This is a genomic window from Streptomyces sp. NRRL F-525 (assembly GCF_000716605.1).
Lineage (GTDB): Bacteria > Actinomycetota > Actinomycetes > Streptomycetales > Streptomycetaceae > Streptomyces.
In genome coordinates this window covers 26,250-38,259 of sequence record NZ_JNXE01000002.1, presented here as the reverse complement: position 1 = coordinate 38,259, position 12,010 = coordinate 26,250, and the positions used below count along the sequence as shown (strand labels likewise).

Here is a 12,010-nt window from a genome sequence, read left to right as displayed (position 1 = left end):
TCACCTAGGGGAGAGATCTTTTACGGCAACCGAGAGTCCCGGAGCCGGGAAACGGCTCCGGGACTCGGTCAAACAAGGTGCGATCAGAGACCGGCGACCAGGTTCGTGACCGGGGTCACGTTGAGGCCGGTGACACCCTCGACGGTGCCGACGACGGTGTCGACCAGGCCGGAAACCGGGGCAATGCCGTCGACCAGGCCGGTGACCGTGCCGAGCGCGTTCACGGACAGACCGCCGGAGACGTTGTCGAGCTCGGCGTCGGAGATCTCGACGGTCTCAACCTGGGGGGTGGAGTTCATGGGGGAACTTCCCTTCATATGGATATTCACAAGGGGGGAGCGGCCCCCTCTGGGGACAGACGACGGCCGCGACCGCAGGCGCCGGGCGCCGTTTCCGGAGCCCTCGTGGCTCCTGCGGTGCGATGGATCAAAGCACGGTGCGGGTGGACGCAGCCAATCAAACTCCCGTCCCACCAGGGCACTTGAGCCCCAGGAGCCCCGAACCGTGCAGGCGTGGGCACGAGGTGTCGGCGACTTCTTCACACGCTGCGCGGCATCGGTCCACGGGAGGGCTTGCGGCACCGAACCGGAATCGGGCACTCCCCACCAAAGGCGTTTCCGGGGGCGTGTGCATGTGCAGATCCGTCGAGTCCGGTGACTTCGTTGGGTACGCGCTGTGCAGATTCCCTGAAGCGAGGATTCCGCTCCCTGTTCTCGACGGACCGTTGCCGACCGATCGCGTTCCGTGTCGGTTCGGGGAGTGTGCCGGGAGTGACTCAACTGGTCTGATCCGTGGGCAGGTTTGAGCGGCACCGATTCGATCAAGACATCCGCTCGCCCGTCGCGTGCCGGACGGACCGGGGCCGTCGCACTGCGATCACTGGCCCGCAGCCCCTTCGTACCCCGGCCGGGTCAGGGCTTGCACATGGCCGATTCGCGGTTTCGCAAAGGAAGTTGAGAAACGGAATTGAACGGCCCACGTGACACGTGCGTATCAACGGGCATCCAGGCGCCCCCCATAAGCCGCCGCCCCGGCGGCACAGACCCCGGTCCCCAGGAGGTCGAGCAGTTTGAGTCACAAGCGAATTCCGAAGCGCAAGGCAGCGATAGCGGTTGGCGGTGTCGCGGCTCTCGGAGCGGCGGCGATCCTGCTCCCGAACGCCAACGCGTCCCAGGACAATTCGGCAGGCGCCGCCACCCCCAAGACCCTCAAGGCGACGGGCGCCTCCGACCTCTCCTCGCAGATCGCCGGACTGCTGGGTGACGCCTTCGCCGGGTCCTACTACGACAGCGCCACGCAGCAGCTCGTCGTCAACGTGATCTCGGGCGACAACAACAACGTGGTCGTGCAGGCGGAGAAGGCCGGCGCCAAGGTGCGCAAGGTGCAGAACAGCACCGCCGAACTCACCGCCGCCGCCCAGGTGTTGAAGACCAAGGCCACCGTCCCCGGCACCGCCTGGTCGGTCGACCCGAAGACCAACAAGATCCAGGTCCTCGCCGACAGCACCGTCACCGGCTCCAAGTGGGACACCGTGCTCTCGACGGTCAAGAGCCTCGGCACGAACATGGCCACGGTGAAGAAGACCGGCGGCTCCTTCAAGACGCTGGTCTCCGGCGGCGACGCCATCTTCGCCCAGACCGACCAGGGCGGCGTGCGCTGCTCCCTCGGCTTCAACGTCACCGCGAGCGACGGCACCCCCGCCTTCCTGACCGCCGGACACTGCGGCGTCGCGGCGAAGCAGTGGTCCGACTCGCAGGACGGCCAGCCGATCGCCACGGTCGACCAGGCCACGTTCCCCGTCAGCGACTTCTCCCTCGTGAAGTACGACGACCCGGCGACGCAGACCACGAGCGACGTCAACGTCGGCAACGGCCAGACCGTCCAGATCACCCAGGCCGAGGACGCCACGGTCGGCACCCAGGTCTTCCGGATGGGCTCCACCACCGGTCTGCACGACGGCACGGTCACCGGCCTCGACGCGACGGTCAACTTCCAGAGCGAGACCGACCCCAACGGTGTCGACACCGTCAACGGCCTCATCCAGACGGACGTCTGCGCCGAGGCGGGTGACAGCGGCGGCTCGCTCTTCACCCAGGACGGCGGCGCGGTCGGCCTCACCTCCGGCGGCAGCGGCGACTGCACCGCCGGCGGCGAGACCTTCTTCCAGCCGGTCACCGCCGCGCTCACCGCGACCGGGGCCACCCTCGGCGACGGCGCTGCCGGCGCGGGTGCGGGCGACGACACCGCCACGGCGGACCCGTCGGCGACCGCCGCCGACCCCTCCGCCACCGATGGCACGGGCGACCAGTCCGGCGCCGTGGACCCGAACGCGACCGACGGCACCGGTGACCAGTCCGGCGCCGTCGACCCGTCCGCGACGGACGCCAGCGGCACCGGCCAGGACACCGGCACCGGGGCCGACGACGGTTCGTCGCTCACCTCGAACCACTGATCCGACCCCTTCCATCAGGTCGGCGGTGGATCGGTCCGGCCCTCCGGCGGGAGGGCCGGACCGCCCTGCTTTGTACGGCAGTTACATCGGTCCCGGCTCCCGGGCCCGCAACAGCAACAGAGCCACGTCGTCGATCCGCTCCTGCGCGGCCGCGCTGTGCCGCACCAGTTCGTCGGCGATCTCCTCCAGCGGCAAGTCCCCTGCCGCCGCGAGGCGTTGGCCCAGTTCGGCCAGGGCGTCCTCGATGTCGACGCCGGGTGACTCGATGAGCCCGTCGGTGTAGAGGGCGAGCACGGAACCGGGCGCGAGATCGACCTCCGTCGTCGGATACACGGCGTCGGCGTCGATGCCCAGCAGCGGACCGCCCGCCAGGTCCAGCACCCGTACCCGCCCGTCCGGCCGGCGCAGCAACGGCGGCGGATGCCCGGCCCGCGCCATCACGGCGGTACCGCGCGCGGGATCCAGCCGTAGATACAGACAGCTCGCGAAGAGCTCGGAACCGAGGTCGATCAGCAGCCGGTTGGTGCTGCGCATGACCTCCTCCGGAGCCTGGCCCACGGTCGTGTACGCGCGGACGGCGGTCCGGATCTGCCCCATCAGCCCGGCCGCGGTCACGTTGTGCCCCTGTACGTCACCGATCACGGCGGCCAGTCCCTCGGAGGTCACCAGGTCGTAGAAGTCGCCGCCGATCTCCATGCCTTGGGTGGCCGGCAGATAGCGGGCGGCGGCCTCGATGCCCGGCAGCGGTGGCAGCGAGTGCGGGAGCAGCGCGGCCTGCAGTCCATGGGCCAGCTGGTTCTTCGCGTCGTAGAGCAGGGCTCGCTCCAGCGCCTGAGCGATCAGGCCGCCCAGACTCGTCAGCACGGCCCGCTCGTCCGCGGGGAAGACATGCGGCTCGCCGTAGGCCAGCACACAGGTGCCGACCGGGCGTCCGGAGGCGATCAGGGGGAGATACGCCCAGGCCGCGAATCCGTCCGGGGTCGCGTGCCGGCTCGGATACAGCCGTTCCAGCTCCTGCCGGGAGTCGAAGAACGCGGGCACACCGCTGTTCAGGGCGGCCGTGCCCGGCGTCGACCCGTTCAGCGCCATCCCGTCGAAGCGCTCCACGACATGCGGGTCCGGATAGCCGCGGTGTCCCAGCACATGCAGCCGCCCGCCCTGCGAACCGAGGACCACCAGCGCCTGGCTGCCCACGGCCGGGGCGACCTCGTCCGCGATCAGCTGCACCACATCCTCCACCCCGACCGCCTCGGTGAGCGCCCCGGCCAGACTCAGCACCTGCGAGATGGTCACCAGCCGCGACGGTCCCTCGCCCGGTTGCGTCGCCGCCCGGCTCAGCTCCGTCACCGCCCGCGCCCGGCTGATCCGTACGCTCAGCCCGGTCGTACTCGGATACAGCCGGAACGACAGCCAGTCGCCCGGCGGCCGCAGCGCCACGAACGACGTGACCTGCTGACTGAGCAGCGCGGCACGGTAACGGTCCTCGTACACCGGGTCGTTGAGCCAGGGCACCGCCGCCCACAACTGGGTGCCGAGCAGACCGCTCACCGGCAGGCCGAGCAGTTCCCCGGCTGCCGCGTTCGCGAAGCCGACCCGCCCGTGCAGATCCAGCGAACACAGCCCGTACGGCAGCCGGGCCACCATCCGCGCCGCCTCGACCGTGCCCAGCGTCCCGGCCACGCTCGCCGCGGGCCCGGTGGCGAGCAGATCGGGCTCGGCCCGCACCGGGAGCCGCTCCGCCACGGCACGCTCCAGCCGCACCGCGAGCCGGTCGCAGGCGGAGGTGAGCTGATCGCGGTCCCGGTCGGAGAGGACCGGGGGATGCGAACCGGGCCAGGTCACGAAGACCGAGCCGTAGACCGTCGACTCCGTGGCGACCGGTACGGCGGCCAGGGCGAAGGGGTACGGCAGCACGACCGCGATGCGCGGATAGCGGCGGGCCATGTCCTCCTCGCCGCCGACCCAGATCAGCCGCCGTTCGCGCACCGCCTCGGCGACCGGGATCGGCGCGCTCAGCCCCACCCGCTCCCAGGGCGCCGCGAAGGCGCGGGGCAGCCCGGCCATCACCGCCATCTCCAGCACCGGCTCGTCGGGCGTCAGCAGATAGACCGCGCCCGAGTGTGCGTGGACGCCGTCCATCATCGCGGCCAGCGCGAGAGACAGCATCGGCCGCCCGACCGGCGCCTGCCCCGACGCCTGTCCGTCGGACACGCCGACCACCTCCTCGTACGGCCGCGCGGTCCAGTTCCCAGTGATCAGGCTCCACCCTGGGGGCCGGACGCGCACGGCGAGCGAGCCGGTTCCCCGGCGGTGAAGCGCGCGCTCGTACCCCGAAGGCCCCGGTCGTATACCCCCCGAATCGAAGCGCGCGGCGGCGTACGAGCGCCTCGCGTGCGCCCCCGCGCACCCTGTTGGCCGGATCTCCGGGCCCGCGCGCGGTCACGGTCGCGAACAATGGGGCACACGCGAAACCACCGTGAAACCGGCGAACGGCTAGCTGAGGGGACGGCAGTGATCCGGCTACTTCTGGTGCACGACGCGTGTCTGGTGAGATCGGTCCTGGCGGAGTGGCTCCGCCGCGAACCCGGCCTCGGGGTCTGGGACACCCCGTGGCGCACAGCACCCGGTCGCGTCCGGTCCGTCCGGCCGGACGTCTGCGCGGCGGACCTCGACTGCGACGACGCGTACGGAATCCCGCCACTCGGCGAAGTGGGCCCGCGCGGCACCGGCCCCACCCCGCCCGGCCTCCTCGTCCTGGCCACCGCGCACCGCCCCGGCCTGCTGAAACGCGCGCTGGAGGAGGGCGCCCTCGGCTATGTCGACAAGGCGAGCCCACCCGACCGGCTGGTGCACGCCATTCGGCGCGTCGCGGAGGGGAAACGTTTCGTTGACGACTCCCTGGGCTTCGGATTCCTCAAGGCCGCGGAGATGCCGCTGACCCGAAGAGAGCTGAGCGTGTTAACCCTGGCCGCCGAGGGCGCCTCCGTCGCGGAGATCGCCGGGAGCCTGCACCTGTCCCACGGGACCGTGCGCAACTACATGGCGGCCATCACCCGCAAGACCGGCGCCCGCAACCGCATCGACGCGATCCGTATCTCCCAGGGCGAGGGCTGGCTCTGACGACCAGTTGCCCACCAGTTCCCGATAGAGCGGGGAGCGACGGAGCAAATCGCCGTGCGTACCGAGCGCGGTGTCCTGCCCGTCCATGACGAGCACGTGGTGGGCGCGCCGCGCGGAACTGATGCGGTGCGCTACGACGATCAGCGCGCCGCCGCTCCGCTCCCGCCGGGCGAAGGCGTGCTCGGCGCGTTCCTCCGCCTCCGGGTCGAGGTGGCAGGTGGCTTCGTCGAGGAGGGCGAGGGGGGCGGGGGAGAGGTAGGCCCGGGTCAGGGCGATCAGTTGGCGCTCGCCGGCGGAGAGGGCGGCCGGGTCGACGGGGGAGTCGGGGCCGCCGAGGGTTTGGAGCAGCGGGGCGAGCCCGACGGCTTCGGCTGCGGCGAGCAGTTCCGCCTCGGGTACGGGGTCCGGTCGTAGGTGGCTCAGATTGTCGGCGAGGGTCCCACTGAAGACGTACGCCTCCTGGGGGATCAGCACGCGCCGGTCGACCGTCTCGGACACCGGCCGCCCGTACATCCGGATCGTGCCGCGTCCGGGCTTCAGCAGTCCGGCGGCGAGGGCGGTGAGCGTGGATTTCCCGATACCGCTCGGGCCTACGACGGCCAGGTGGGCGCCTTGGGGGAGGGCGAGGGTGAGGTCGCGGAGGACGGGGGCGCCGGCGGCGCCGTAGGCGAAGGTGACGGAGGTGAGGGAGAGGGCTGGGGGATTGGTCAGGGGTGGGGTGGGGGTGAGGTGGGGTACCGCGGGCGGAGTTCCGGAGGCCGACGGCGGTGCCAGCCGCCGCAGGACCACCGCCAGGCGGGAGCCGCTGGTGCCCAGGCCGTGGACCAGGTTCTGGAGGGCGGGCAGCAGGGACTGGGTGACGTAGGCGAGGGCGCCGACCAGACCGCCAGGGGTGACGCCGTGGCCGAGGAGCCAGGGGGCGGTGGCGAGGAGCAGCACGATCGGCAACTGGCCGCCGACCGCGAGGGACGCCACGCGGAGGACGCTCCAGCGGGCCAGGGAACGGGCGGCACGCAGTTCGGCGTCGACGAGGTGCCCGGTGTCGACGGCGACCCGTTCCTCGGCACCGGCCGCCGTGATGTCCCGCAGCCCGGGGCAGACGGTGCCCAGCCGGTCGGCGAGGGCCTCGTCGGCGAGGAGGAAGGTCTCCTGCCGTCGGGCCAGCGGACGCAGGGTCGCCGCGAACAGGCACACCCCGGCGACGAGCGGCGGCGCCACGACGAGAAGCAGCAGCGAGTCGAGTGAGACGAGCCCTGCCAGCGCACCCACGGCGGTGAACACGAACGACCGGGACACCATCACCAGCCCCGCGAAGGTGTCCCGGGCCAGCTCCACCTGCTGGGTCAGCCCCGACAACGCCCCGCCGTCCGCCTCCCGCACCCCGCGCGCGACGACGCGTGCGACGAGCAGGTCCCGGAGCGGTTCGACGAGGTCGGCGACACCGCGATAGACGCGCCCGGTTCCGAAGGCCCCGACGACGACACCGACTCCCGCCACTCCGAGCCACGCGAGCCCGACGCCGCCCCGCCCGACGAGGAACCCGGCGTCGAGTGCCCGGGCGAGCCCGTACCCGACGAGAAAGGTCTGCCCGGTTTCCAGCACGGACCAGGCGGCGAGCCGGATCAGCACGGGCCAGCGGGCGCGGAGGAAGCGGAGGCCGCGGCGGCGGATCCCGTCGTTGTCCCGGGACGGGTTTCGACCGGGCCCCTCCCGGCGCCCCGACTCCGGCTCGCCGGTCATCCGCCGGCCCCCTTCGCGTCGCGCTTCCCCGCTTCCGCCACCGCCCTCTCCTCGCCTCCGAACACCTCCCGATACCCCGCCACCCTCCACAACTCCGCATGCGCCCCCACCGCCCGCACCCGCCCCCCGTCCAACCACGCCACCAGGTCCGCGCGGGCCGCCGTGGCCGCGCGGTGGGCGATGAGGAGGCGGGTGCCGTTGGAGTCCGGGCCCGTGAGGGACTTAGTGATCCGGTGTTCGGTGATCGTGTCGAGGCTGGAGAGGGCGTCGTCGAGGATCAGGACACGGCCCTCGTGGGCGAACGCCCTTGCCAGGCCGAGGCGTTGGGACTCGCCGCCGGAGTGGGGGGCGTCGACGAGCCGGGTGGCGTAGCCGTGGGGGAGGCGGCGGATGAAGGCGTCCGCGTGGGCCTTTTCCGCCGCGTCCCGGACTCCGGCGGGCGACGGCGACCGCAGACCGAACGCGATTGTGTCCTCCATCGTCGTGCCGAGCAGGGCCGGGCGGTCGAAGGCGTAGCCGATCGCGGTGCGTAGTTCGTCGTGGCTCAGGTCGCGGAGCGGGATCCCGTCGAGGAGGACCTCGCCCGCGGCCGGGTCGGTCAGGCGGCCCGCGATCGCCGCGAGGAGGGACTTGCCGGCACCGGAACGGCCGACGACGGCCAGGGTCGTACCGCCGGGGATCACCAGGTCGATGTCGGACAGGACAGTTCGTTCGCCTTGCCGGGCGGTCACGCCGCGCAGCTCCAAGTGGCCGGGGCCTGGAGGGAGTTGACGGTGTCCGTGGACCGGGGCCGGTTCGGCGAGGATCTCGTCCAGGCGCCGGGTCGCTGCCTTCGCGCGGAGCAGGCCCGAGAGTTGGCCGACCAGTACCCCAACACCCGTTGCCAGCACCGCATATCGGGACGCGGCCAGCACGTCGCCCACCGTGAGGGCGTGCCTCGTCAACTGGTAGCCCGCCACGGCTACTACGGCCAGTTGGAGGAGGGGTGCCACGGTTACCGCCTGTGCCGCGGCCCGTCCCTGTACCCGCCACATGCGGTGGCCCGCGCGGGACAGTTCGGGCAGCGGGCGCAGGATCCGTGCCGTCTCGCGGTCCGCCGTACCCGCCGCCTGGATCGTGCGGAAACCGCCCATCGCCTCCGCGAGCGCCGACGCTATCCGGCCCTGAACCTGCTGGTAGCGCGTCACGCACTCCGAGGTGTCCCGGGCGAAGGCGCGGAGGAGGAAGGTGAGGAGCGGCGCCCCGGCCAGGAACACGGCCGCCAGCCACGGGTCGATCAGCGCCAGCGCGACCACGCCTCCGACCGGTCCCGCCAGTGCTGCCAACAGCGCGGCCACCGCACCCGGCGCCGTCCCGGCCTGCGCGGCGTTCCCCACCAGCCGGGCCACCAACTCCCCTGAACCGAAACGGGAGTTGGCGCGCGGGCCGAGCGCCAGTACATGCCCGGTGACGCGCCGACGCAGCCACGCCGTCGAACCGGCCGTGACCGTGCCGCCGAGCACCGTCCCGCACGCGTCCAGCACCCCGATCAGCAGCACCAGCCCCGCGCACGCCCACACCCAGCGTGCCGCCGGGGCGTGCGCCAGCAGGTGGTCCAGGGTGCGGCCCAGAACGGCGGGCAGCAGCAGCGCGGTCGCCGTGGACGCCGTACTGACCGCGCCCAGCGCCACACAGCGAACACCGGCCGCGCGCACGGCCGAGCGCAGCAATGGGGTTCCTTGGGCGTGCGTCGTCATACGGGTGTCCTCGGGGTGACGTGACGTGGACCCCGGGCGGCCCTCCCCTCGTGGGAGGGGGCCGCCCGGAGCCGTGGGTTCACCGATTCGTCAGAGACAGAGCAGAACGCTCGCCGCGCTGACACAGGAGAGCAGGCTGACGGTGCTCGCGCCGCCGCCGTCGTTGTGCTCGTCGGATTCCATCGTCTGCAGGTCGAGAAGTGCCATGAGAAGTCCTTTCGTTGTGGGGACGGGGTTGGTGGTGTCACGACTCCGTCAGTTCGCGGAGCCGCGTTGAGTGGGCCGCCGGAGCGGCGGCAGGAAGGGCAGCCCGGGGGCCGACTCGGCGTCGCCGAAGGCCGCGCCGAGCGCGAGCAGGCAACCGGCGGTTCCGGTGCCCAGGTCCATGGACAGCCGCATCATCTGGTGCCCGGGGAAGGCGAGTTGGCCCTCGTACGACATCGCGAACCAGCCGAGACCGGTGACTTGTTCGGCCAGCCTGCGGGCGTCGGCGCCCGGCGCGGTCGTACGGGCGAGGTGCAGGACCATCCCCGCACGGCCCTGGAAGAGACCGGGCTGCGCGTAGAAGCGGGAGGTCGCGGAGGTGAGGATCCCGGCGCGGGCTCGCTCGAACTCGCCTTCCTCGTCCTGGACTTGGGCCAGCAGGTCGTCGAGGACCATGCCCAGGCCCACGCTCCCGTCGCCGAGGTACGGCAGCGTCCGCCACCCCTCGTCGACCTCCAGGCCGCCGCCGCGCTGCACGACACAGCACTCAAGGTCCCGGCGCAGGGCGGCAGTTGCCGCGTCGAGCAACCGCCGGTCGCCCGTCGACTCGTACTGCCGCAGTAGGAAGAGGGCGGGCCCGCTCGCACCCCGCAGCAGCCCGGCGCGTCGCCGGGGTGTGGCGGGGCGCGGTTCCGCGAGGCGTCGTACGAGGATGTCCGCGGCCTCCGCCGCGCGCTCGCGCAGCTCCGACTCGCCGGTGTCGGCGGCCAGTTGGCCGAGGACCAGGCCGAGGCCCGCCAAGCCGCCGTGCAGGTCGGAGGAGAGGTTCTGCCAGCGTTCCGCGAGGATGCCGGAGATCAGGTCGAGGGCGCGTTGGCGGTGGCCGAGGCGGTCGAGGACGTGGGCGACGCCCGCGAGTCCGTCGTACAGGCCGAGCGGGGTACCGACCGGGGAAGGCGCGGTGCGGTCCAGGAGCCAGCGTTCGCCCTCCTCGTAGCGGTCGGCGCCGGTCGCGTCGAGGGCGTACAGGACACCGGCCGCGCCGTGCGCCAGGCCGAGTCCGCCGCCGTCGGAGAACTGGGCGACGTCACCCGGGAAGAGGCGGTCGTCCCGGTCCGGGGTCGCGGAGGCGAGGATCGCCTTGACCATCGAGTCACGGCTGTAGGGCCAGTCGCCGGGCCGTACGAAGGTCGGAGCGACCGTGGTCGTGCCCCGGGTGATCTCCGCTACCGCCTTGTCCAGGAACTCCCTTGGCACGTCCGGGAATTGGCCCGCGATCACCTCGGCCAGGTGCGCCGCCTTGCCGCGGTCGACCACGAACAGCGTGGTCACCGGCAGGAACAGGGCGAGCCGTAGACAGGCCAGCGCGTACCGGTCGACGTCGACGCCCCGGCGGTCAGGCGGCGCGAAGAAGCCGGGGTGGGCGACGACTTGGCGGCCGTTCTCCTCGGCCGGGGCAGCCGCCTCGAAGTCGATGAGGAACACGGACTCCTCGTCGGGCGCGACGATGACGTTGAAGATGTGCAGGTCGTTGAAGACGATCCCGCGCTCGTGCACCGCGTCCATCGCCCGCTCGACCGACGCGTGGATCCTCAGCGCCCACGCCGTGTACGCGGCGACCGCGTCCGGGTCGGGGTCCGGGGTGAGCAGCGGATGCCGTTCCGCGAAGAAGGAGTTGAGGGAGCGCCCCTCGATGAAGTCCATGACCAGGAACCGGTGTTCACCCAGCAGGAACCAGTCCCGCACCTCGGGCACCACCCCGGTCCCGGCGACCCGCTCCAGCGCCAGCTTCTCCCGCTCGAGGCGGACGATCGCGTCGGCACCGTCCGAGGCGAGCCCCGCGTGCGGCCGCCCCTCCTTGAGGACGACCTTGCGCCCGTCCCGGGTGTCGGTGCCCGCGTACACCCCGCCGCCGTTCGAGAAGTGCAGCGCCTTCTCGATGCGGTACGGCAGGTCGCCCACCGTCGTGGTGTTGCGCGCCGTGAGCTGCGGCTCCAGGAACGCCGGCAGGGTCACCCACTCCGGGACCTGGAAGGACGGCGCCCGCCGGTCCGGCACCAGCTGCCCCGAGCCGTCCCGCACCGCCGGGACCAGCGAACCCCGCTCGTCGACGACGAAGGCGCGCGCGAAGGCGCCGTAGCGGACGTAGAGCGGGCCGTCGTTCCAGCGGAGGTCGGTGAGGATGTACGGGCCCTCGAAGCCCTCCAGGAGTTTGCCCAACTCGCTGAGGATTTCGTGGAGTTGGTCCTCGTCGGACGGGTAGACCGTGACGAACTTGCCGCTGGTGTCGCGGCCCGCGTACTTCGTGTTGCGCAGGTGGAGCAGGTGCGGGCCCGGGACGAACTTGAACGGGATGCTGCGCGGGACGCAGTAGTCCCAGACCAGGGCGGCGACGCGGTCCGCGTTCGCCCGGGTGGCCGAGGCGTGGATCTTCCAGCCCTGGGCCGGCCCGCGTAAGGGGCCGCCGTCCTCGTCCAGCGGGGTCAGCGTGAGCCAGTCGCCGATGCGGGCCGAGCTCCAGCCCTCGGGGACCTCGCGGCGCGCCGTGTCGAACAGGGGCGCGGCGGTCTCCGTGCCGGGCGCGGACAGGCGGTCCGGTGTCTCGTAGAAGTGCCGGTCGGCGAGCGCGTACACCTCGTACCGCTTGTCCATGGTCGTCCCCCTCCGTGGTCCGGGTCGAATCTCCCAGCCGGGCGAGGGACCCGGACAGTCACGCCTGTCACGAGATCCCTGTGCGGAACGCATGCGTAAAGACTTG

Annotated in this window: 7 protein-coding genes and 1 pseudogene; 2 read left to right on the top strand and 6 right to left on the bottom strand. The window is 72.2% G+C overall.

Annotated elements, in window-relative coordinates; translation table 11 throughout:
• Window positions 1-83: 83 nt before the first annotated feature.
• Window positions 84-299, bottom strand: a complete 216-nt coding sequence (locus OO69_RS03255) for a hypothetical protein (protein ID WP_033278842.1) — start codon at window positions 297-299, stop codon at window positions 84-86.
• Window positions 300-1,069: 770 nt separating this feature from the next.
• Here OO69_RS03255 and OO69_RS03250 point away from each other — a divergent pair.
• Complete coding sequence (locus OO69_RS03250; protein WP_199810871.1) at window positions 1,070-2,452, top strand: S1 family peptidase; 1,383 nt, start codon at window positions 1,070-1,072, stop codon at window positions 2,450-2,452.
• A gap of 81 nt (window positions 2,453-2,533) precedes the next feature.
• On the opposite strand, the gene OO69_RS03245 is transcribed toward OO69_RS03250, so the two are convergent.
• Entirely contained in the window at window positions 2,534-4,672 is a 2,139-nt protein-coding gene (locus OO69_RS03245) for a SpoIIE family protein phosphatase (RefSeq protein ID WP_033278841.1), read from the bottom strand.
• 234 nt (window positions 4,673-4,906) lie between these two features.
• Here OO69_RS03245 and OO69_RS49910 point away from each other — a divergent pair.
• Window positions 4,907-5,488, top strand: a pseudogene (locus tag OO69_RS49910) (LuxR C-terminal-related transcriptional regulator); the annotation flags it as partial.
• On the opposite strand, the gene OO69_RS53820 reads toward OO69_RS49910, so the two are convergent.
• The 4 genes from OO69_RS53820 to lanKC form a co-directional block, all read right to left on the bottom strand.
• Complete coding sequence (locus tag OO69_RS53820; RefSeq protein WP_420707847.1) at window positions 5,411-7,312, bottom strand: ATP-binding cassette domain-containing protein; 1,902 nt, start codon at window positions 7,310-7,312, stop codon at window positions 5,411-5,413. The pseudogene OO69_RS49910 and the gene OO69_RS53820 sit on opposite strands and share 78 nt — an antisense overlap.
• The gene (locus OO69_RS03230) at window positions 7,309-9,048 is read right to left on the bottom strand and encodes an ABC transporter ATP-binding protein (RefSeq protein WP_033278839.1); all 1,740 of its coding nucleotides are present in this window, start codon (window positions 9,046-9,048) and stop codon (window positions 7,309-7,311) included. Before OO69_RS03230 ends, OO69_RS53820 begins: the two co-directional genes overlap by 4 nt.
• Before the next feature lie 90 nt (window positions 9,049-9,138).
• Window positions 9,139-9,255 (bottom strand): SapB/AmfS family lanthipeptide, encoded by a 117-nt coding sequence (locus tag OO69_RS03225; RefSeq protein ID WP_033278838.1) that lies wholly within the window; start codon window positions 9,253-9,255, stop codon window positions 9,139-9,141.
• 48 nt (window positions 9,256-9,303) lie between these two features.
• Window positions 9,304-11,904: a class III lanthionine synthetase LanKC gene (lanKC, locus tag OO69_RS03220; RefSeq protein ID WP_033278837.1), complete on the bottom strand. Its 2,601-nt coding sequence runs from the start codon at window positions 11,902-11,904 to the stop codon at window positions 9,304-9,306.
• Window positions 11,905-12,010: the final 106 nt, after the last annotated feature.

Coding starts and splice junctions, on each gene's coding strand:
- OO69_RS03225 (WP_033278838.1), bottom strand. CDS start 9,255: ATGGCACTTCTCGACCTGCAGACGATGGAATCCGACGAGCACAACGAC.
- OO69_RS53820 (WP_420707847.1), bottom strand. CDS start 7,312: ATGACCGGCGAGCCGGAGTCGGGGCGCCGGGAGGGGCCCGGTCGAAAC.
- lanKC (WP_033278837.1), bottom strand. CDS start 11,904: ATGGACAAGCGGTACGAGGTGTACGCGCTCGCCGACCGGCACTTCTAC.
- OO69_RS03230 (WP_033278839.1), bottom strand. CDS start 9,048: ATGACGACGCACGCCCAAGGAACCCCATTGCTGCGCTCGGCCGTGCGC.
- OO69_RS03255 (WP_033278842.1), bottom strand. CDS start 299: ATGAACTCCACCCCCCAGGTTGAGACCGTCGAGATCTCCGACGCCGAG.